The organism is Eubacterium sp. AF36-5BH (assembly GCF_003460505.1).
Taxonomy (GTDB): domain Bacteria; phylum Bacillota; class Clostridia; order Lachnospirales; family Lachnospiraceae; genus Eubacterium_G.
The window spans coordinates 75,455-98,216 of the sequence record NZ_QTVG01000007.1 but is presented as its reverse complement, the minus strand read 5'-3'; the positions used below and the strand labels follow the sequence as shown (position 1 = coordinate 98,216).

The following is a 22,762-nucleotide window of genomic DNA, read 5'->3' as shown; positions in this document are numbered from 1 at the left end:
TTTCATCAGAAAAATACCATAAGTATAAATCAAATATTCATGACCATTAAAATTGAAAAATCAATTTAGCATAAATTATGCATTAACGGCTTTTTCATAAGATTGTTCTAAATAGTAATATACCCTCCTTAAAATTATCCAAAAAATTAGAATATCAATTACTAAAAGTCCTTCAGAAAATTTGCCTAAAGACTGTAAAGCACTATAGTCTGAACCAATCCAAAATACAAAAGTATTTAGGACTATAAGTACCATAGACACAAACCATGTGATTTTTCCCCATTTTCTTTCGTCTCTGCAACATACATCAGGACACATTGCAAATAACCCGCCTGTAAATAAAAAGGTGGTTAAAATAATTGAACACATATAAGCTATTCCAATAAACATGGCTAAATTACATAATAACAAACCATTGAAAACAAAAGGAAGTGCTTTTAATAGTATGTGCAATATTAAGCCACAAAATGTACTTAAAGAACCATAACTGAATTTTTTATTTACTTTTTTTAATAAAAAACATGCAATAAAAATTAAGATAAATCCAAGCCCATCATTGAAAATGTCAATATGTACAGTTCCAAAATATACTTTGTCGATTACCTTTGTCTGGGTTGTGCCTGTAGAATCCGTAGTGCCGGAAACCAAAGGTGTTTTTTCTAAGGCTGAATCAGAAGAACCAGAAGTATCAATAAGCTTATAAGTACATTTGGCACCATAGTTTGATGCAATATTGTAGTATTGAAATTCTCCAATAACATTATTGGAATTACTATAGTCATGTGGATACTTGACGCCTGTAGATACATCCACATCAAGTGCTAACAAAATAAATCCTATAGCCAATAGTATAAAGGCTAATTTAAACTTTGATTTCATTAATAATACCTCCGCCGTAGTATTTTAATTACAAAAAACGTTCCAAAACTCTAATGTATGTAATTATATATTAAATATAGGTAGAAAAGCAACATTATTACATTGTAAAAAAGGAAGAATGTAGTATAATTAAGAAGATTTTAAGTAAAAAACTAGCTTTAAAAATTAAAATGCAATGAGCAGGAGGAAATGAAATGAAGAAAATAATGACAAAAAGCTTATCATTATTCTTAGCTGTAGTTATGGTAATAAGCTGCATAACTGTAAGCAAACCAAACAGAGTTAATGCTGACAGTACAGCGTACACAATCAAGGTTAATTTAGGAACAAACTGTACAACAGTTTACAAAAACGGAAAAGCCATCAAGGCAATGATTTGTTCTCCAAGTAATGAAACACCAACAGGAACATTCTATGTACCTGTAAAATACAGATGGCATGAAATGATTGGAAACTGTTATGCACAGTATTGTACAAGAATCTGTGATCAGATTTTATTCCATTCAGTTTGGTATTACAAGAAGGGCGATAAGTCAACAATGTCTGTTGCAGCCTACAATGTAATGGGACAAAAGGCATCTCATGGATGTGTAAGACTTTTATGCAAAGATTCAAAATGGATTTATGACCATTGTGCAGTTGGAACAAAAGTAGTAATTTTCTGGGGCAAAAAAAGTGATGATCCAATAAAACGTCCATCATTTACACCAATTACAAACGGAAAATTCACAGATTGGGATCCAACTGATCCAGATCCAAAGAACCCATACAAGAAAAAAGTTCCTACGGTCAAAGCTAATAAGACTAAAATCGAATTTGGTACAAAAGTAAAATTAAAGAATTTAGTATCAGCAAAAGACAGTGCAGGAAATGCAATTGCCAAGAAGAAAATTAAGACAAAAGGAAAAATAAACACAAACAAGCTTGGTACATACAAAGTTAAATATACTGTAAAAGATTCTCTTGGAAACAAGGTTACAAAAACATTTAAGTTTAAGGTTGTAGATACAAAGGCACCTGTAATTAGCGGTGCGGCAGATAATAAAGATGTTGCTCAGGGTAGCAAAGCTAACGTTTTAACCGGTGTTACAGCAAAGAGTGTACCGGGAAAAAATTTAACATCAAAGATTAAAGTTTCTGTTAAATATAAGAACAAAAAAGTTTCTGTAAAGAAAGGTAGCGTAAAATTCTCAAATAAAGGAACATATAAAATTACATATAGTGTAAAAGGCAGAAACAAAAAAGAAGCTAAGAAAACTGTTAAATATACAGTAAAAAGTCATAAAGTTAAGCTTACATTAACAGCTTCAAAGGTAACTTTAGTTCAGGGTACAAATGCAGAATTTGGTTATACTTATGTTAAGAGCTTAAAGACTTATGATGACAAAGATTTGAAAATCAAAAAATATGTTACATACACAGGAAAAGTTGACATGAACAAGCCTGGTAAATATGTAATTACATACAAGGCTCAGTACAAAAATCAGACTTACACAGCAGTAATAAAGAAGCTTACAGTTACAGTTAAGGCAAAACCAGCAACACCGGAACAGCCAACAACACCGGAACAGCCAACAACACCGGAACAGCCAACAACACCAGAACAGCCAACAACACCTGAAACAACAACTACAGCTCCTGAAACAACAACTCAGGCAAAGTAGGCGTAAAGAGGTAAATATGTATTCTTATAAAAAAAGAGTAAGTTTTAGTGAAATTGGAAAAGACGGTATAGTTCCTTATTATGGAATATTGTATAATTTACAAGATTGTAGCACATTTCAGTCAGAGGATTTAGGAATTGGCATTAGCTACTTAAAAAAACACCACAGGGCGTGGGTACTTTTAGCTTACAAAATACAGATTTTTAAGGATTTAAGATTTGGTGAAGAAGTTGAAGTTGGCACAAGTCCGTTAAATTTTCACAAGGTAATGGCAACAAGACAGTTCTGGATTAAGGATGCAAATGGTGGGTACATTGTAAAGGCTGAATCTATTTGGAGTCTGCTTGATACAGAAAAGCGCATGCCCGTAAGAATAACTGAAGGTGACATTTCCAAGTACCAATTAGGTGAGGCTTTTGACTCACTTAAAGTGTCAAGAAAATTAAAGTTTCAGGGAGAAAGAGAAGTTCTTGGAACAACAAAGGTTTTCAAAAGTTTCATAGACACAAATGGTCATTTAAACAATGCAGATTATATGCGGATTGTTGAACAGTTTCTGCCAAAGGGAAAAAAATATAATCAGATTGAAATTGTATACAAAAAGGAAGCTTTAATAGATGAAGAAATAGTGTGTGTGGCTTACAATAATCAGGATTATCTTGGCATAAATCTTGAAAGTGCTGACGGTCAAATACATGGACAAATAAAATTAAAAAATATTTAGGTAAGAAACAGTTTGCAGATGTCTGTAAACTGTTTCCTGCCCCTTGGAGGAGAATCTAATGGAATTAGGAAAGACATTAAAATTAAGAGTGGTAAAGAAAACAGATTTTGGTATTTATTTAGGAACTGAGGATGATAAGGTTCTTTTACCAAAAAACGAGGTGCCACAGGGAACGGAGCTTGGAGATACTGTAGAAGTTTTTATTTGCAGGGACTCAAAAGACCGATTGATTGCTACAATTCACAAGCCGGTAGCAGAAGTTGGAGAAACTGCTTATGTTGAAGTAAAGGAAATAACTAAGTTTGGGGCGTTTCTTGACTGGGGCCTTGGAAAAGATTTGTTTCTGCCTTATAAGGAACAGACAACAAACATTAAAGCAGGCGACAAAATTTTAGTGGGCATCTATACAGATAAAAGTGACAGATTATGCGCCACAATGAAAGTGTACAACTACCTAAGCTGCAATTCCACATACGAGGAAGAAGATATTGTAAAAGGCGTTGTATATAATTACAATCCAAACTATGGAGCCTTTGTTGCGGTTAATAATAAATACCACGGTCTGATTCAGACAAAAGAACTTACAATGAAAGTTCATGTAGGAATGGAAGTGGAAGCCAGAGTTAAAAGTGTTCGACCTGATGGCAAGCTGGATTTGGCTCTTAGAAAAAAATCATATTTGCAAATAGAAGAAGATGCTGAAAAAATATTGCAGTTTATGAAAGAAAATGGCGGAAAAATTGACTACACAGACAAGGCATCACCGGAGGTTATTAAGCGTGATTTTAACATGAGCAAAAGTGAATTTAAGAGAGCTATTGGCAGATTGCTCAAAGAACACCAAGTAATTATTGGTGAAAATAACATATTTATAGAGAAATAGCAGTAGCCATATGCAAAATATACAAAGATTTTTTTGTTATTTTGTTTATTTGCCATATAGTATTTTCCTACGATGTGATTTAGAATATCAACATACAAAAGGTAGTGAAAACTATTTCTAGGAGGAAAAGATATATGGCAAGTTTATCATTAAGAAATATCTGCAAAGTTTATCCAAACGGATTTGCAGCAGTTAAGGATTTTAACCTTGAAATTAAGGACAAGGAATTCATCATCTTCGTAGGACCATCAGGTTGTGGTAAGTCTACAACACTTAGAATGATCGCAGGTCTTGAAGAAATTTCATCAGGGGAATTATACATTGGGGATAAGTTAGTAAATGACGTAGAACCTAAGGATAGAGATATCGCAATGGTATTCCAGAACTACGCATTATATCCACATATGACAGTATATGATAACATGGCATTTGGTCTTAAGTTAAGAAAAGTACCAAAGGCTGAACAGGAAAGATTAGTTAAAGATGCAGCTAAGATTCTTGACCTTGAACAGTTACTTGACAGAAAGCCAAAGGCTTTATCAGGTGGTCAGAGACAGAGAGTTGCTATGGGACGTGCAATCGTTCGTAATCCTAAGGTATTCCTTATGGACGAACCTCTTTCAAACTTGGATGCTAAGTTAAGAGTTCAGATGCGTGTTGAAATTGCAAAGATTCATAAGAGATTAGGTGCTACAATCATCTATGTAACACATGACCAGACAGAAGCTATGACACTTGGTACAAGAATCGTAGTTATGAAAGATGGTGTTGTACAGCAGGTTGATTCACCTAAGAACTTATATGACAAGCCAGTAAACTTATTTGTAGCAGGATTCATGGGTTCTCCACAGATGAACTTCATCGATGCTGAAGTTGAAAAGGTTGGAACAGATATCAAGTTACATGTTGGCCAGGCTAGAACATACATTACAGTTCCAGCTGAACAGGCTAAGAGGCTTGAAGAAGGCGGTTATGTTGGTAAGACAGTTGTTATGGGTATCAGACCAGAAGATATTCATGATGAAGAAAGCTTCATTGCAAAATCACCTGAAAGTGTATTTACAACAACTATCAGAATTTACGAATTACTTGGTGCAGAAGTTTACTTATACTTCGATGTTGAAGGATTTGATTGTACTGCAAGAGTAAATGCCCGTACAGAAGCAAGAGTTGGTGATGAAGTTAAATTCGCTATGGACTTATCAAAATTACACATCTTCGATAAGGACACAGAAAAGGTAATTACAAACTAATTAGGGCCCTTTGTCAAGCATGGGGGTAACTCAAGTTTATAACCAGGTTGTGAATAACATTCATAACCTGGTATTTTTATAAGGAACTTTATGCAATATTAAGCAGGTAAATATTATATGTGAGGATGCTGGTGCAAGCGAGTATTATATAGAAGTGTCGTCAGATGGCCAAACATTCACGCGAATTGCGGAAGAGCAAGATGGAATTTCGTATAATTATAAAAATGACACGATGATTCTAGATGAAATGGTGAATGCCCGCTATATAAGAATTAATGGTACGTCTAGAAACACAGAATATGGGTATTCTATAAGGGATATTGCTGTTTATGGAAAAAGTATTGATACAAAACCAGATGGAACAACACCAGATACATCAACACCAGACACATCAACACCAGATGAAACAACAACACCAAAGCCAACAACAGCTAAGCCAAAGGCAACAACAAAGAAAGTAACAAAGAAAGCTTCACTTAAGCGAACAAAGATTGCTAAGAAAGTAACAAAGAAATTTAGATCAAAGAAAGTTAAATTAACATTCAAGAAAGTTATGGGTGCTAAGAAGTACACAGTACAGGTATCAAAAAGTAAGAAGTTTAAGAAAGTTCTTTACAAGAAGACAGTTAAGAAGATAAAAGTTACTCTTTCAAGCAAGAAATTAAAGAACAAGAAGAAATTATACGTTAGAGTAAAAGCAGTTGGCGCTAAGAAGTGGTCAAAGGTTGTTAAAATTAAAGTAAAGAAATAATTAAAATTACATATTTTAATCTAACAGAGTCCCTTATGAACTGTAATGGTTCGTAAGGGATTTTTTTTCACTTGTATTTTACAGTAAACTGGTTTAAAATATAACTTGAATAATTGTTTATATACACAAATGCAGTTAAAAAAGCAAGGAGAATTATATGATTTCAAATCAAATTTTACAGAACACAATTGAAGGAATTAAGAGTATCTCAAGAGTAGATTTACATGTGACAGATACAGATGGAAAGGTTGTAGCCTCAACATCACATACAAGTGAACAGTTTGAAAATTCAGTTTTGGCATTTGTAGCATCACCAGCAGACAGCCAGTCAGTACAGGATTACCAGTTTTTTAAGGTATATGATGAAAATCAGTTAGAGTTGATCTTGATTGCCCAGGGAACAAGTGATGATGTGTTTATGGTTGGAAAGATGGCTGCTTTTCAGATTCAAAACTTACTTGTTGCATACAAAGAAAGATATGATAAGGACAATTTTATTAAGAATCTTCTTTTAGACAATCTCCTCCTTGTAGATATATATAATAGAGCAAAAAAATTACATGTAGATGTGGATGCAAGAAGATGTGTCTGCATTATTGAAACAAAAAATGAAAAAGACAGTGTTGCACTTGAAACAGTTAGAACATTGTTTGCAGGTAGCAAAAAAGATTTTATTACAGCAGTAGATGAAAAGAGTATTATCCTTGTAAAAGAAGTTGATGACAATCAGGGATATGAAGAAGTTGAACATATTGCCAACACAATAGTTGATATGTTGAATACAGAAGCTATGGTTAAGGCAAACGTAGCTTACGGAACAATCGTTAAGGAAATCAAAGAAGTTTCACGTTCATACAAGGAAGCAAGAATGGCACTTGATGTTGGAAAGATTTTCTTTAGTACAAAGAATGTTGTTGCATATAACAATCTTGGAATTGGTCGTTTGATTTATCAGTTACCTATTCCACTATGTAAGATGTTTATTAATGAAATTTTTGATGGCAAGTCACCGGATGAATTCGATGATGAAACATTAACAACAATTAACAAGTTCTTTGAAAATAGTTTAAATGTCTCAGAAACATCTAGACAGTTATATATTCATAGAAACACATTAGTATATAGATTAGACAAGCTTCAGAAGACAACAGGTTTGGACATTAGAGTGTTCGAAGATGCCATTACATTTAAGATTGCATTAATGGTTGTTAAATATATGAAGTACATGGGTAATACTGAATTTTAGTAATATTGAATTTTAATCTATTTATTAAAGACTTAATATGATATTTAATAGAAGGACATTCATACATTGTTTAAGTGCTGCTTTAAGTACAGAAATTTAAATATTTCTAAATATTACATATAAAAAGGACACAGAATTTTAACAAATTGCTATTTAAATATATAAGTGGACAGGCTGGGTAAGCATTGGTGTTGATTCAGTGATGTCGGGACTTATATTAATGAACTAATATAATAATCATATTTTACTTTTATGGAAGAAATAGAACATAAAAGAAATTAAAAAATTATATTCGACAAATTTTTATTACATTTGCGTAATATAATTTTTTGGTGTGTAAAAAAATAAGATTGCGATAATGTATAACATTTAATGTGGAAGATTAGTTCATTACACATATGTTAAGGAGTAGACAAATGATTAGTATAAAAGGTGTAAGTAAATCTTATGGAAACGGCGCACCTGCTCTTAGCAATTTAAATTTAGAAATTGAAGATGGCGAGTTTGTATTCGTTGTTGGAGCCAGTGGTTCAGGAAAATCTACTTTTATTAAATTGCTTTTGAAGGAACTTAATCCAACAGAAGGAATGATAACAGTAGGTAACATTAAATTATCTAAATTAAAATCAAGAGGAGTGGCTAAGTATCGTAGAAAACTTGGTGTAGTTTTCCAGGACTTTAGATTACTACAGGACAGAGATGTATATTCAAACATTGCTTTCGCACAGCATGTTATTGGAGCGTCTCCAAGAGAAATAAAGAAGAATGTTGCAAGGGTACTTTCCTTGGTAGGTTTATCAGAAAAGTATCGTTCAAATCCTAATGAGTTATCAGGTGGTGAGCAGCAGAGAGTTGCTTTGGCAAGAGCGTTGGTAAACAAGCCTGACATATTACTTGCCGATGAACCTACAGGAAACCTTGATCCTGAAAACTCATGGGAGATTATGAAATTATTAGATAAAGTAAACAAACAGGGAACCACCGTTATTGTTGTTACTCACAACCTTGAAATTGTAGAGGCAATGAACAAGAGAGTAATTACAATGAAGAAAGGTGTAAAAGTCAGCGATAGCAAGGTGGTGGAATAAATGAATGGAAGAACAGTAGGATACTGCTTTAAACAGGGTGTCGTTAATATTAAGAGAAATAAGTTGTTCTCAATTGCATCAATTTGTACAATTGCTGCCTGTATTTTTCTTATTGGAATTATACTTTCTATTATTATTAACGTTAATTCTGTGGAGAAGCAGGTAGAGCAAAACGTTGGTGTTACTGTATTTTTTGATAAAGGTTTAAAACAGGAACAGATTGACGCTATTGGTGCAACAATAAAAGCTGATAAGCATGTTGAAAAATACAAATACACATCAGCAGAGGAAGCTTGGAAGGAATTCCAGGGAGATTACTTCGCAGAAGATCCTGAATTGGCAAAGGCATTTGCAAATGATAATCCATTAGCTGATTCAGCATCATATACAGTTTTCCTGAAAAACATTGATGAACAGGATGCTTTTGTAAATAGAATCTCAAAAGTTCAGGGTGTTAGAAAGGTTAAACATTCAGAGCAGGCAAAAGAAACATTAAGTAAGTTTTCAAAACTTTTAGGATATGTATCAATAGCTTTGATAGTAATTTTATTAGGCGTGGGAATTTTCTTAATCAGTAATACAGTTATGATTGGTATAACCGTTAGAAGACATGAAATTAAAATCATGAAATTGATTGGTTCAACAAACGGCTTTGTTAGAGCACCATTTATTATAGAAGGTGTTATAATTGGTCTTGTTGGTTCAGCTATACCTCTTGTTATTTTAAGAGTGATTTATGAAAGATTAATAGCTTTTGTAATGTCAAAGGTAGGAGTTATGGCAAGTTCAATTTCTTTTGCAACAGTAGGTGAAATATTTGGAGTGCTTGTTCCATTAGGACTTGGAATTGGAGCCGGAATTGGTTTAGTTGGTTCATTCCTTTCAATTAGAAAGCACTTAAAAGTTTAATGGAGGAGATAAACAGATGAAAAAGAATTTTTCGAGAATATTAAGTTTATTACTTTCCGCAACATTAGTTTTATCAATGGCAGGAACATCATTTGCCAGCGTTTCAAGTGAAAAAAGCAAGCTGTCAGATTTAAATAGCCAGAAAATTAAGAAAAATGCAGAAAAGAAAAAACTTCAGGCTTCAAAAAGTGAAGTCGAAGCTTATATTGAAGAAGTTGATAAAAAATTAACTGATTTATCAACACAGATATATAAAACACAGCAGGAATTAGATAAGACAGAAGTTAATATTAAGAAAACAGAGAAGAAATTAAAAGCAGCAGAAGAAAGCATTAAGGCTCAGTATGCTGACATGAAGTTAAGAATTAAGTATATGTACGAAAATGGTGATACAGAATTACTTGACTTAATTTTAAATTCAAAGAGCATTACAGAATTCTTAAACAAAGCTGAATATATTACAGAATTATCTCAGTATGATAGAAAAATGCTTAACAAGTTAAAGCAGACAAGAAAGACAATTTCTGATTCAAAAACTTCTTTGGAGAAAGATAAGAAGAACCTTGTAACAATGCAGACAAAGCAGAAGACAGATAAGTCACAGCTTGAAAGTACAGTTGCATCAAAGCAGTCAGAATTATCTGAATATGAAGATTTGCTTGAGCAGAATGAGGCTTCTTCAGATGCACTTGATCAGGAAATTAAGGCACAGGAAGAAAAAGTAGCTCAGGCTAAGATCGCAGCACAGACAACACAGGCTCCAACTCAGGCAGCTGCAAAAGCACAGACAAATACAAACAATAATACAAATAACAACACAAATAATAATAACAATACTGATACAAATACAAACCCAACACCAAGCAAATCCAGTGGTTGGATTTATCCGGTACCAGGACACACATCAGTTTCATCAGATTATGGATACAGAAAAGATCCATTCTCAGGTAGTAGCACATTCCACAACGGAATTGACTTCCCTGCACCAGGTGGAACTCCTGTAGTAGCAGTAGCAGACGGTACTGTAGTTTGGGCAAATTATAATGCCACAGCAGGAAACTGGACAGGTATTAAACACTCAAATGGTGTAACATCAGTTTACATGCATCAGTCATCAATTTTAGTAAGTGTTGGTCAGCATGTAAGTCAGGGACAGACAATTGGTTTAGTTGGTACAACAGGTTCATCAACAGGTAACCATTTACATCTTGGAGCAACAAGTGGAACAACACCAGGTAACTGGGTAAATCCATGGAGTTACTTCTAAACAGAATGAAACATAATATTTTATAAATAGTAAAGAATGAAAAATTAATTATTTAGTTTTTCATTCTTTATTGTTATAAAAGAAAAAATAGTTTAATATACATAAGTAGTATGATTCGCAAGGAGAAAGTCCTGTTAAAAAATTCATAAAAGTGATTATGTTATTATGCAAATTTGAATTATAATTTATTTGAACATACTTAAATGAAAAGGTTAAAGTGTAAAGCGAGGAAGAGATTGATATGGAAAAAATAAATGTAAAGAAAATTAATAAAAAAATCGAGAAAAAGAAAACTAAAACAAAATTTGTACCTGGCTTTCTTTTAGGTATGTTTGCAATGTTGGTTTTGGGAGTAGCAGTTGGCGTTGGACTGCATTTTTCTCAAGATAGCGTAAAAACGGATGCTACATATGCTGTGGACAAGGCAGAATCAAAGATCAAATCTTTAGAGGCATTAATCAACTTAAAATATTTGAAGAATGTGGATCAGGAAGATTTGGAAAACGGTTTATATAAGGGACTTTTAGAAGGATTGGGAGACCCTTATTCAGTTTATTACACGAAAGAAGAGTACACAAAGTTAATGGAAAGCACTTCCGGTGAATATTGCGGGATTGGAGCTTATGTTTCACAGAACACAGAAACAAAAGTAATAACAATAACAAAAGCTTTTAAGAATGGCCCGGCAGACAAAGCCGGAGTAAAAGATGGTGACGTTATTACAAAGGTTGATGGAAAAGATGTATCTTCAGAAGATGTTGATAAAGTGGTCAGCATGATGAAAGGGGATAAAGGAACAAAAGTTAAGTTAACAGTATATCGTCAATCAGTTAAGAAATATGTGGACGTTACAATTACAAGAGGAGAAGTAAAAGTACCTACTGTAGCACACAAAATGCTTGATAAGAAGAACAAAATCGGTTACATACAGATTTCTGAATTTGATACGGTAACCGCTAATCAGTTTTCATCAGCTTTAAGTTCTTTGAAAAAGCAGGGCATGAAAAAGGTAATTTTTGACTTAAGAAATAATCCGGGTGGTTCTTATGAAGGCGTTTGCAAAATATTAGATGAAATCTTACCGGAAGGAACGATTGTTTATACTAAAGACAAATACGGAAACGAGGAAAAGCAGACTTCTGACGCAAAATGTTTAGATATGCAGATTGTCGTTTTACAAAATAAAAACAGTGCCAGCGCATCTGAAATTTTTGCCGGAGCCATACAGGACTTTGGTGCAGGAACAATTGTAGGAACACAGTCTTTTGGCAAAGGAATCGTACAACAAATTATTCCATTAACAGACGGTTCAGCAGTTAAAATTACAATTGAAGACTACTATACACCAAGTGGCAAAAACATTCATGGAAAAGGTATTACACCAGATGTAAAGATTGAGGCAAACGGAAAAACAGATGTACAGCTAAATAAAGCATTAGAAGTTTTAAAGAAAAAATAGATCATAAAAATAAATTAGAAACAATGTGACGTTTAAAAAATTCAAAGTAATAATTTTTTTAAAACAGAAAATCCATTACGGAAATTGTAGTCTATTAAAAAATATATTAGGAAGGTTTATATTATCAATTTTGTGTTATCAATTTTTATGAGGAAAATAAAACTATGATAATAGGTTTGAATTAGATATGTAATAATAGGTAAAATATAAAGCAGGATGCTAAAGGATAAATGTAATCCAAAGGCACCTGCTTTTATGCTGAGAGAAACAGAAAATGTAAGTTAGAAATCCCATAGATGAGCTGGAAATAGTTTAATTTTAAAAATATATGATATATAAAGTAATAATGAGTATAAATAAAAAAGTGTAGAGTAAAAAAGACATATATACAAATAAAAAAAGAACATGAGTTCGAAAATACTATATACTTTTTTCAGACTTTTTGTTATAATTTGTTTATGCAGTTGTCGAAAAGAAATGAGACATTTATATGTTGCTGAAAAGAAAACAAATATTATGTGTCATTGGAATTAGTTAAGTATTTATAGATGGTTAGAAATAGATTTATAGGAGATTTGTATGGATCATTTTGAATTACATTCAGAATATCAGCCAACCGGGGATCAACCTCAGGCTATTAAGCAGTTGGTTGAAGGTTTTAAGAAAGGAAATCAGTTTGAAACATTGCTTGGTGTAACAGGTTCTGGAAAGACTTTTACAATGGCAAATGTTATTGCACAAATGAATAAACCAACATTAATTATTGCTCATAATAAGACTTTGGCGGCACAGCTTTATGGGGAGTTTAAAGAATTTTTTCCTAATAACGCTGTGGAATACTTTGTTTCCTATTATGATTATTATCAGCCGGAAGCTTATGTGCCAAGTACAGACACATATATTGAGAAGGATTCTGCAATAAATGATGAAATAGATAAATTACGACATTCGGCTACTATGGCGTTAATAGAGCGAAAGGATGTTATTATTATATCTTCGGTTTCGTGTATTTACGGTTTAGGTGATCCAATAGATTACAAAAACATGGTAGTGTCCCTTAGACCGGGAACTATTAGAGATAGAGACGATATTATTCATAAGCTAATAGAGATTCAGTATGACAGAAATGATATGGATTTTAAACGAGGAACTTTTAGGGTAAGAGGGGAGAATCTGGAAGTATTTCCTGCATCATACACAGATAGTGCCATACGAGTTGAATTTTTTGATGATGAAATAGAAAGAATAACAGAGATTGATTCTTTGACAGGCGAAGTGCGTCACGAATTAGAACATGTGGCTATTTTCCCAAATTCACATTATGTAGTTAATCCGGAGAAATTAGAGAGAGCTATTAAGGATATAGAAGCAGAGTTGGCAGAACAGGTGGCTTATTTTAAATCAGAGGATAAGCTGATTGAGGCACAGCGAATAGCAGAGAGAACTAATTTTGATATGGAAATGCTTAGGGAAACAGGGATATGTTCAGGAATCGAGAACTATTCCCGCCATATGGCAGGACTGGCTCCCGGAGCAACACCACATACGTTAATGGAGTATTTTGGTGATGAATTCCTTATAATGATTGATGAAAGCCATATTACAATACCGCAAATTCGTGGAATGTATAATGGGGACCAGGCAAGAAAAAGCACATTGGTGGATTATGGTTTTAGACTGCCATCGGCAAAGGATAACAGACCACTTAGGTTTGATGAATTTGAGGGGATGATTGACCAGATGCTTTTTGTTTCAGCTACACCTAATACTTATGAAGAGGAACATGAGTTACTTAGAGCTGAACAAATTATCAGACCAACAGGTTTGCTGGATCCTGAAATTAGTGTAAGACCAATTGAAGGTCAGATAGATGACCTTATTACTGAAATCAATAAAGAAGTTGAGAAGAAAAATAAAGTTCTGGTTACTACTTTAACAAAGAGAATGGCAGAAGATTTGACGGATTATATGAGAGATGTAGGAATTAGGGTTAAGTACCTTCACTCTGATATTGATACATTAGAGAGAACAGAAATTATCAGGGATATGCGTTTGGATGTTTTTGATGTTTTAGTAGGTATTAATCTTTTAAGAGAGGGACTTGATATACCGGAAATCAGTCTGGTTGCAATTTTAGATGCAGACAAGGAAGGATTCCTCCGTTCAGAGACATCTTTGATACAGACTATAGGTCGTGCGGCCAGAAACTCAGAAGGTCACGTAATAATGTATGCTGACAATATTACTGAGTCAATGGATAAGGCTATTACTGAAACTAACAGACGTAGGAAACTTCAGCAGGAATATAATAAGGAACATGGAATTACTCCAACTACAATTAAAAAGGCTGTTAGAGAACTTATTAGTATTTCTAAAGAAGTTGACAGAAAAATTAATGATATTGAGAAAGATCCTGAGTCAATGGATTCAAAAGAATTGAAGAAGTTAATTGACAAGGTTGAAAAGAGAATGCAGAAAGCAGCAGCAGAACTTGATTTTGAGACTGCTATTGAAATGCGTGAAAAACTGGCAGAACTTAAGAAAAAATATAGAGAATGATGATAATTAATGGAGAGTGAAAATAATGTCGGACAAGAAAAAGTACATTAAAATAAAAGGGGCTAATGAGCATAACTTGAAGAATATTGATATTGAAATTCCAAGAGACGAATTTACTGTAGTTACAGGTTTAAGTGGCTCGGGAAAATCGTCTTTGGCATTTGATACAATTTATGCAGAAGGACAGAGAAGGTATATGGAATCTTTGTCATCCTATGCCAGACAATTCTTGGGACAAATGGAGAAACCCCAGGTGGAAAGTATTGAAGGTTTACCACCGGCAATTTCAATAGACCAGAAATCTACAAACAGAAACCCACGTTCAACAGTTGGAACAGTTACAGAAATATATGATTATATGAGATTACTATATGCCAGAGCAGGTGTACCTCACTGTCCAAAATGTGGCAAAGAAATCAAGAAACAGTCAGTAGATGAAATTGTTGACAGAATTTTAGAATTACCGGAACGCACTAAGTTCCAAATACTTGCGCCTATTGTAAGAGGCAAGAAAGGTCGTCACGAGAAGGTTTTTGAAAGTGCAAAGAAAAGTGGTTATGTACGTGTAATTGTTGATGGAAACATGTATCAGCTAACAGAGGAAATAACTCTTGATAAGAATATAAAACATAATATAGAAATTGTTGTAGACAGATTAAGTATAAGAGAAGGAATTGAGAAACGTCTTACAGATTCCATAGAGAATGCGTTGAAGTTAGGTAACGGTTTGATGAATCTGGATGTAATTGGTGGAGAGACAATAACATTTAGTCAGAACTTTGCATGTACTGATTGTGGAATTAGTATAGACGAAATTCAGCCACGAAGCTTCTCGTTTAATAATCCTTTTGGTGCATGTCCAGATTGTTACGGTTTAGGATATAAGATGGAATTTGACGTTGACTTAATGATTCCTAATCAAAGTCTTAGCATAAATCAGGGGGCAATTGTAGTTTTAGGCTGGCAAAGTGCTAACGATAAAAAGAGCTTTACCAATGCTATTTTACAGGCACTATGTAAGAAATATAAGTTTGATTTAGATACTCCGTTTGAAAAATATCCTAAGAAAATTAAAGATATTCTGATTTATGGAACTAATGGTGAAAGTGTGCCTGTACATTATACAGGCCAGCGTGGACAAGGGATATATGATATTGCCTTTGAAGGTTTGATTCGTAACGTAGAAAGACGTTACAGAGAAACAAGTGCCGAATCTACCAAGGCAGAGTATGAGTCATATATGAGAATAACACCTTGTAGCACATGTCATGGTCAGAGACTTAAGAAAGAATCTTTAGCTGTAACAATTGGCGATAAAAATATTATTGATATGACAGAAATGTCGGTTAGAGACTTGAGAAAGTTTTTAGATGAAGTTCAATTAACAACTACACAGATGGCTATAGGTAAAGAAATTCTGAAAGAAATAAAAGGTCGTCTTCAGTTTTTAATTGATGTAGGTTTGGATTATTTAAGCTTATCACGAGCAACAGGTACCTTGTCAGGTGGTGAAGCTCAGCGTATTAGGCTTGCTACCCAAATAGGTTCAGGTCTTGTTGGGGTTGCCTATATAATGGATGAACCTAGTATCGGTTTACATCAGAATGATAATGAAAAGTTATTAAAGACATTGAAGCATCTTAGAGATTTAGGTAATACTTTAGTAGTTGTTGAACATGACGAAGACACTATGCTTGCAGCAGATTACGTGGTAGACATTGGTCCCGGTGCAGGTGAACATGGTGGAGAAGTAGTGGCAAAGGGTACTGCTAAGGAAATAATGAAGAACAAAAACTCTATTACAGGAAAATATCTAAGTGGCAAATTGAGAGTCCCTGTTCCTGAAAAAAGAAGAAAGCCAACAGGTTATCTTAAGGTAAAAGGAGCAAAGGAAAACAATTTAAAGAATATTAATGTAAAAATTCCACTTGGTGTATTTACATGTGTAACAGGTGTTTCAGGCTCAGGAAAGAGTTCTTTAGTTAATGAAATAATTTATAAAAGCCTAGCAAGAGAGTTGAATAGAGCTAGAACAATTCCCGGAAAATTTAAAGAAATCGAAGGAATTGAACAGTTAGATAAAGTTATAAACATTGATCAGTCACCAATAGGAAGAACTCCTAGAAGTAATCCTGCAACCTACACAGGTATGTTTGATATTATTAGAGATTTATTTGCAGCCACAATGGATGCAAAGGAGCGTGGATACAAGAAAGGAAGATTCAGCTTTAATGTAAAAGGTGGACGTTGCGAAGCATGTTCAGGTGATGGAATACTTAAGGTTGAAATGCATTTCCTGCCAGATGTGTATGTGCCTTGCGAAGTATGTGGAGGAAAGCGATATAACAGAGAGACTTTAGAAGTTAAATATAAGGGTAAAAATATTTATGACGTTCTTGAGATGACGGTGGAAGAAGCTATGGAATTCTTTAAGAATGTTCCAAGAATATATAATAAGGTTAAGACGCTTTATGATGTGGGCTTAGGATACATCAGATTAGGTCAGCCAAGTACACAGTTGTCAGGTGGTGAAGCTCAACGAATTAAACTGGCAACCGAGCTAAGTAAAAGAAGTACAGGTAAGACAATCTATGTTTTAGACGAACCTACAACGGGGCTTCATTTTGCCGATGTTCACAAACTTGTGGAAATTCTTCAGAGATTAACTGACGAGGGAAATACAGTTTTAGTTATTGAACACAATTTGGATGTAATAAAGGCTGCAGATTATATTATTGATATGGGACCTGACGGCGGAGACCGAGGTGGTACGGTAGTAGTTGCAGGAACACCGGAACAGGTGGCAGAACATCCTACAAGTTACACAGCCAAGTTTGTAAAACAGAAGTTGGAAGAGGCAAAATAGAAGAAAAATGGTCATTTTTAATAAGAAAACGATTCATAAAAATGTTTAAATAAAAACACTTTTATGCAACACTTACAAACTTAAAAAAGTATAAGAAAAATGCTTTTAATTTGTGTAAAAACATGCTACATTAGAGTTACAAAATAAATAAGCATTAAGCACCTGGAACGACTTATACAGTGCATTTAACAACCACCTTGTTATTAGATGTCGACCTAATAGCAACAGTATCTAAGATAAGAGGTGAAAGAAATTTTACCCAATGATATCTGCTGACATGGCAATCAACGGGAGATTGTTTTAGTAGTAATTATTGGATAAGATGTTACATTGAAACGGAAAGGATAGGAAGTATTCAAAACGAAGAATCAATGGGCAATAACATCTTATGGTTAGAGTAGATAAGGAAGTTAAAGCAGGACAAATGAGAGGAATGATACACATAATATTGTAAATGATTACAATAAGTATAGTAGTAGATTCAGAGAAGATTTATGAAGGAGAAAAGTACCTGCGGTTGAGAATGTAGTTGTAAAGTTAAGGTGTTGAGATAGTGAAGCATCTGTTATATGAAATGTAGCAGGTGCTTCTTTTAATATGTAATAAAAAATCTTCCAGAATTTTAATTTAGTCTTAAATAGTTTACTATGAATGAAAACTCGCGCAAAAAATCAGTTGCGAATAGGCATGCACTTGAAGTAAAAAATGTGGTAAGCCGTTCTTTGCTCTGGAAGAGAGAATTATGTGGAAATCTTTGTTGAAGGATTACATATAACTTCCTTGTACATTTAAGCAAAATAGAGTAAAATAACAGAAGTGCAGGTCTTTTATTGTTCCTGCAATACGGATATACAGGAGGAAACATGGATAGAGAGTTAGTTATCGTAATAGATTTCGGAGGACAGTACAACCAGCTTGTTGCCAGACGAGTTCGTGAATGTAATGTTTACTGTGAAATTTATTCATATAAAACAGATATCGAAAAGATAAAAGAAATGAATCCAAAAGGAATTATTTTAACAGGTGGACCAAACAGTTGTTACGAAGAAGGCGCACCAACTTATACTAAAGAGTTATTTGAACTTGGAATTCCTGTACTTGGATTATGTTATGGAGCTCAATTAATGCAGCACATTCTTGGTGGTAAAGTTGAAAAAGCTCCTGTAAGAGAATATGGAAAGACAGAAGTACATGTAGATACAACTTCAAAATTATTTACAGGTATTGAAGAAGATACAGTTTGTTGGATGAGCCATTTTGACTACATTTCACAGGCTGCACCAGGATTCAAAATTACAGGTCACACAAGCGATTGCCCTGTAGCCGTTGCAGAATGTGAAGAAAAGAAGCTTTATGCAATTCAGTTCCATCCGGAAGTGTTACACACAGTTCGCGGAAAAGAAATTTTAAGCAACTATGTATATAACGTATGTGGTTGTGCCGGTGATTGGAAGATGGACTCATTCGTTGAAAATTCAATAAAAGCAATTCGTGAAAAAGTAGGCGATGGAAAGGTGCTTTGTGCTTTGTCAGGTGGTGTTGATTCATCAGTGGCAGCTGTACTTTTGGCAAAGGCAATTGGAAACCAGCTTACATGCGTATTTGTAGACCATGGTCTTTTAAGAAAGAATGAAGGCGACGAAGTTGAAGCTGTATTTGGCCCTAATGGTGATTATGATTTAAACTTTATTCGTGTAAATGCACAGGATAGATTTTACGAAAAACTTGCAGGAGTTGAAGAACCTGAAGCAAAACGTAAAATAATCGGAGAAGAATTCATCCGCGTATTTGAGGAAGAGGCAAAGAAAATCGGAGCAGTTGACTATTTGGTTCAGGGAACGATTTACCCTGACGTTGTAGAAAGCGGTCTGGGCGGAGAATCAGCAGTAATCAAATCTCACCACAATGTAGGTGGATTGCCTGATTATGTTGATTTTAAGGAGATTATCGAGCCACTTCGCGATTTGTTCAAGGACGAAGTTCGTAAGGCTGGACTTGAACTTGGCATTCCAGAATATTTAGTATTCCGTCAGCCATTCCCAGGTCCGGGACTTGGAATCAGAATCATCGGTGAAGTAACAGCCGAAAAAGTGAAAATTGTTCAGGATGCAGATGCAATCTATCGTGAAGAAATTGCAAACGCAGGTCTTGATAAAGAAATAAACCAGTATTTCGCAGCATTAACAAATATGCGTTCAGTAGGTGTAATGGGAGACGAGAGAACATACGACTACGCAGTAGCCCTCAGAGCCGTAAAGACAATCGACTTTATGACAGCCGAATCTGCTGAAATACCATACGAAGTATTGAACAAGGTAATGAACAGAATAATAAACGAGGTGAAAGGAGTCAATCGAGTAATGTACGATTTGACAAGTAAGCCACCTGGAACTATAGAGTTTGAATAGTTCAAAAACAAGTTAAATATGCCCACAAAGCCCATAAATAAAGGCTTTGTGGGTTTTTGGATTTTTTCAGTGACAATAAAATGACAATAATTTGTGCTATTTTTTTCTAAAATCGTCTACTATAGTACACTTGTGAACTGAAAATAGAAAAATAGACATATAAGAAAACTTTACAGAGTTAAAAATAGTATGTATAAGAAATTATCTAATTCTTGGGACAAAATCAAAGCTAAAAGAAAATATTTAATTAGTAATACCATATATTTTGTAAAAAAAGATATTATTATGTAAGTAGATTATACAGGAGGGAAGCAGATGAACAACTTTTTTGAACATAAAATACTTGTAAAATATGCAGATGGTTGTCTTGAAAAAAGAAAGGACTGGAATTGGTTTAGCAATGAAATTATTAGAGCCTTTGATTTAGATGATATAGGTAGTTGGCATGACTTTATAAATTATAATCATTTGAGAAACTTATACTCATATTTTATTAGAATTGTATCTATAGAAGGATTTATTATAGAGGATAACAATCCTATTATACATGATAATATTATGTTGGCTCAATTTTATCAAGGACAAATAGATGTTGAACATTGTAAAGAGTCGTTAACAACAAAATATGGACAAATAATGCTTTTAATCGTGTGGATAACTAGATTAGAAAATGCGGATAATGCATCAGAGTACATATATAATATTAATTTAATGACTCAACATAACTATTATGAATTAATAGATATGACTTCAATATTATTGGAGAAAGACAATCTATTGAAATATTTTGATGATATAAAAATTGAGGGTATTGAAGAACTCAAGCAGTGTTTCATAGATAATGCTGAACAAATATTTTATCCAGTACATGATAAATTTATTGAGAATCATAAGAATCAGCTAGTTTCCGTAAATAGTTTTTCATATCAGCATATCAATAAAGATTCTGACTGGACTTGGGAGGAATCGTATCTTATAGAAATGCTTATGACTTCTATAGGAGATAGAACGCTTAATCCAATGTTTCAAGGTGGTGGGAGAAAAACTCCTAATCCTGAATTATGGACTGAATACATTTTAAATAAGATGACAGAATATTTTTCAGATTCAGTAGCAGATTTTGTAATAGAGACTGTTAGATATATATTGTACGGGGTTACGCCATCAGACAGAACTGTTTTGACTCATTGTAAGTTGTATTCTGATGCGTTTGATACGCTGTTAGATAATAATAAGACAGATGTTTCGTCATATACAGTATTATCATACTTATTTCAGGATAAAAAAATCGGACATCTTAGTAGAAAAACAGATTACATAGATTTTATTGTGAAAATTCAATCTGTGAACAATATTAAAGTTGTTAAACAATATTTGGAAGATAAAATTCCAATATCGAAAGAACAAAAAAAGCAAGTTAACCAATATTATGATAATTTATATAAAGAAATTGATAGTGTAACGAATGTTAATGAGTTTATTAGATATCTTCAAAATAAAGATAGCGTTAAAAAAATTGACTTGCAATATCTTTCGAAAGTAGTAGAAGCTTTTAATCTATATACCGAAAATAAAGAGGATCGGATGATACCTACTTTATTTTATGAATTTATGATTTTTCTTATGGAAATAAATTCTAAGGGACTAAATATTGACAAAAAAATAATTCATCAATTTATGATTCAAGTACAACAACTATGGGAGAACGAATATTACACAGCAGTTGTTGGGCAATTACACACATTTAGTAATACAACTGAAGTTTCTAAAATTGAAATTGAAGAGAGTTGCAAATCGCTGATTGAAAATCCTTTGGTATTTGCATATTCTAGCCCAATTGCTAAGGAAAAAGAGATTATTAAGATAATGCAAAACACTGCAGAAAATCCTTTTACTTATATGTGTTCCCACATGGAGATTCATAAAGTTTTTCCTATAGAAGAAATTCCGATAAACTACCATAGGCACGAAATAGATAATCTTCTCAAGCAGCTTGTAGAAAATATTAAGTCAGAAAAAGCATATAAGTTTTTGAACAATATGGAAACAGATGCACATATTAGGGCAATACATACACGACAGAAACTATATGCGGAAATGCTCGCTGCAACATTGATGCAGGAAGAAAAAATGTATAATCGAATTGCTGAAAAATCTGAATATACACTCATTATGTACGATGAAAATCTTAAACTTGCACATATTACTCAGTTATTTCCTATATTAGAAAAAGTAATTAGAAAATTGGCTATCACCATAGGATATGTACCTTTCAAAGAAAATAAGTCTGAATTTATGAAGTATAAAGATTCTAGTTCAATATTAAGAGAAATTATATCTGATATATTTTCGGTTAGTAAATCGTTTGAAAATGTTCCTGATCTATTTATGGCATATAATTTTATGTATAATGGTAATTCACTAAATATAAGAAATGAGTGTATACATGGACGCAATTATTTATCAGGTAGAAGTTTGAGGTTTGGATTTCGAATAACTATGATAATAATAAATATGCTTTATCAAAGACTTGAAATTATTGAAGCAAATGAAAAGGAAGTTTATGAAAATGTTGAGACGGATTAAGAAATAAATCCAATCTATTGTAAGATGGACAGTGAGTCTTAGATTTATAGCATTTCAATTGATATAGCTTTGAAAAATTAAATGTAATTTACATTTATGAATGGAGAAAAATTTTACTTTGAATTAAAATACCCTGTGGTGCCACCACAGGGTTAATATGATAAATTAGGTTTTTCTGCGAAAGAGATTGTAAGAAACTTATATGCATAGTTTACTGATT

At 33.4% G+C, this 22,762-nt stretch carries 15 protein-coding genes; 14 read left to right on the top strand and 1 reads right to left on the bottom strand.

What is annotated here, in order from left to right:
* Positions 1-75: 75 nt before the first annotated feature.
* Positions 76-879 carry a hypothetical protein gene (locus DW006_RS08675; protein WP_117999928.1) on the bottom strand — a complete coding sequence of 268 codons (804 nt, stop codon included), beginning with the start codon at positions 877-879 and terminating at the stop codon, positions 76-78.
* Between the two features lie 194 nt (positions 880-1,073).
* On the opposite strand from DW006_RS08675, the gene DW006_RS08670 reads away from it, so the two are divergent.
* The 14 genes from DW006_RS08670 to DW006_RS08605 all read left to right on the top strand — a co-directional run bounded on the left by DW006_RS08670 (position 1,074) and on the right by DW006_RS08605 (position 22,542).
* Entirely contained in the window at positions 1,074-2,543 is a 1,470-nt protein-coding gene (locus tag DW006_RS08670) for an immunoglobulin-like domain-containing protein (RefSeq protein ID WP_117999927.1), read from the top strand.
* Between the two features lie 16 nt (positions 2,544-2,559).
* Positions 2,560-3,267: an acyl-ACP thioesterase domain-containing protein gene (locus DW006_RS08665; RefSeq protein WP_117999926.1), complete on the top strand. Its 708-nt coding sequence runs from the start codon at positions 2,560-2,562 to the stop codon at positions 3,265-3,267.
* A 58-nt stretch (positions 3,268-3,325) separates the two neighbouring features.
* Entirely contained in the window at positions 3,326-4,150 is an 825-nt protein-coding gene (locus tag DW006_RS08660) for a S1-like domain-containing RNA-binding protein (protein WP_117999925.1), read from the top strand.
* 134 nt (positions 4,151-4,284) lie between these two features.
* Positions 4,285-5,403 carry a sn-glycerol-3-phosphate ABC transporter ATP-binding protein UgpC gene (ugpC, locus tag DW006_RS08655; protein WP_117999924.1) on the top strand — a complete coding sequence of 373 codons (1,119 nt, stop codon included), beginning with the start codon at positions 4,285-4,287 and terminating at the stop codon, positions 5,401-5,403.
* A 97-nt stretch (positions 5,404-5,500) separates the two neighbouring features.
* Positions 5,501-6,154 carry a discoidin domain-containing protein gene (locus DW006_RS08650; RefSeq protein WP_117999923.1) on the top strand — a complete coding sequence of 218 codons (654 nt, stop codon included), beginning with the start codon at positions 5,501-5,503 and terminating at the stop codon, positions 6,152-6,154.
* A gap of 157 nt (positions 6,155-6,311) precedes the next feature.
* Positions 6,312-7,400, top strand: a complete 1,089-nt coding sequence (locus tag DW006_RS08645) for a helix-turn-helix domain-containing protein (RefSeq protein WP_117999922.1) — start codon at positions 6,312-6,314, stop codon at positions 7,398-7,400.
* Positions 7,401-7,816: 416 nt separating this feature from the next.
* Positions 7,817-8,488, top strand: a complete 672-nt coding sequence (ftsE, locus tag DW006_RS08640) for a cell division ATP-binding protein FtsE (protein WP_117999921.1) — start codon at positions 7,817-7,819, stop codon at positions 8,486-8,488.
* A complete protein-coding gene (gene ftsX / locus DW006_RS08635; RefSeq protein WP_117999920.1) occupies positions 8,489-9,397 on the top strand; it encodes a permease-like cell division protein FtsX in 909 nt (302 codons plus the stop codon). It begins immediately after the preceding gene.
* Between the two features lie 16 nt (positions 9,398-9,413).
* On the top strand, positions 9,414-10,664 hold the full coding sequence (locus DW006_RS08630) for a peptidoglycan DD-metalloendopeptidase family protein (protein WP_117999919.1): 1,251 nt from the start codon (positions 9,414-9,416) through the stop codon (positions 10,662-10,664).
* Between the two features lie 241 nt (positions 10,665-10,905).
* The gene (locus DW006_RS08625; protein ID WP_117999918.1) at positions 10,906-12,123 is read left to right on the top strand and encodes a S41 family peptidase; all 1,218 of its coding nucleotides are present in this window, start codon (positions 10,906-10,908) and stop codon (positions 12,121-12,123) included.
* 579 nt (positions 12,124-12,702) lie between these two features.
* Positions 12,703-14,682: an excinuclease ABC subunit UvrB gene (gene uvrB / locus DW006_RS08620; RefSeq protein ID WP_117999917.1), complete on the top strand. Its 1,980-nt coding sequence runs from the start codon at positions 12,703-12,705 to the stop codon at positions 14,680-14,682.
* A gap of 25 nt (positions 14,683-14,707) precedes the next feature.
* Positions 14,708-17,548: an excinuclease ABC subunit UvrA gene (uvrA, locus tag DW006_RS08615; RefSeq protein ID WP_199521899.1), complete on the top strand. Its 2,841-nt coding sequence runs from the start codon at positions 14,708-14,710 to the stop codon at positions 17,546-17,548.
* A gap of 863 nt (positions 17,549-18,411) precedes the next feature.
* Positions 18,412-19,956 (top strand): glutamine-hydrolyzing GMP synthase, encoded by a 1,545-nt coding sequence (guaA, locus tag DW006_RS08610; RefSeq protein ID WP_117999915.1) that lies wholly within the window; start codon positions 18,412-18,414, stop codon positions 19,954-19,956.
* A 315-nt stretch (positions 19,957-20,271) separates the two neighbouring features.
* Complete coding sequence (locus DW006_RS08605) at positions 20,272-22,542, top strand: hypothetical protein (protein WP_117999914.1); 2,271 nt, start codon at positions 20,272-20,274, stop codon at positions 22,540-22,542.
* Positions 22,543-22,762 lie beyond the last annotated feature (220 nt).

Excerpts from the sequence above, each read along its gene's own strand:
- ugpC (WP_117999924.1), top strand. The coding sequence starts at position 4,285 with ATGGCAAGTTTATCATTAAGAAATATCTGCAAAGTTTATCCAAACGGA.
- guaA (WP_117999915.1), top strand. The coding sequence starts at position 18,412 with ATGGATAGAGAGTTAGTTATCGTAATAGATTTCGGAGGACAGTACAAC.
- DW006_RS08605 (WP_117999914.1), top strand. The coding sequence starts at position 20,272 with ATGAACAACTTTTTTGAACATAAAATACTTGTAAAATATGCAGATGGT.
- DW006_RS08665 (WP_117999926.1), top strand. The coding sequence starts at position 2,560 with ATGTATTCTTATAAAAAAAGAGTAAGTTTTAGTGAAATTGGAAAAGAC.
- DW006_RS08630 (WP_117999919.1), top strand. The coding sequence starts at position 9,414 with ATGAAAAAGAATTTTTCGAGAATATTAAGTTTATTACTTTCCGCAACA.
- uvrA (WP_199521899.1), top strand. The coding sequence starts at position 14,708 with ATGTCGGACAAGAAAAAGTACATTAAAATAAAAGGGGCTAATGAGCAT.
- DW006_RS08660 (WP_117999925.1), top strand. The coding sequence starts at position 3,326 with ATGGAATTAGGAAAGACATTAAAATTAAGAGTGGTAAAGAAAACAGAT.
- DW006_RS08670 (WP_117999927.1), top strand. The coding sequence starts at position 1,074 with ATGAAGAAAATAATGACAAAAAGCTTATCATTATTCTTAGCTGTAGTT.
- ftsX (WP_117999920.1), top strand. The coding sequence starts at position 8,489 with ATGAATGGAAGAACAGTAGGATACTGCTTTAAACAGGGTGTCGTTAAT.
- ftsE (WP_117999921.1), top strand. The coding sequence starts at position 7,817 with ATGATTAGTATAAAAGGTGTAAGTAAATCTTATGGAAACGGCGCACCT.
- DW006_RS08625 (WP_117999918.1), top strand. The coding sequence starts at position 10,906 with ATGGAAAAAATAAATGTAAAGAAAATTAATAAAAAAATCGAGAAAAAG.
- uvrB (WP_117999917.1), top strand. The coding sequence starts at position 12,703 with ATGGATCATTTTGAATTACATTCAGAATATCAGCCAACCGGGGATCAA.
- DW006_RS08645 (WP_117999922.1), top strand. The coding sequence starts at position 6,312 with ATGATTTCAAATCAAATTTTACAGAACACAATTGAAGGAATTAAGAGT.
- DW006_RS08675 (WP_117999928.1), bottom strand. The coding sequence starts at position 879 with ATGAAATCAAAGTTTAAATTAGCCTTTATACTATTGGCTATAGGATTT.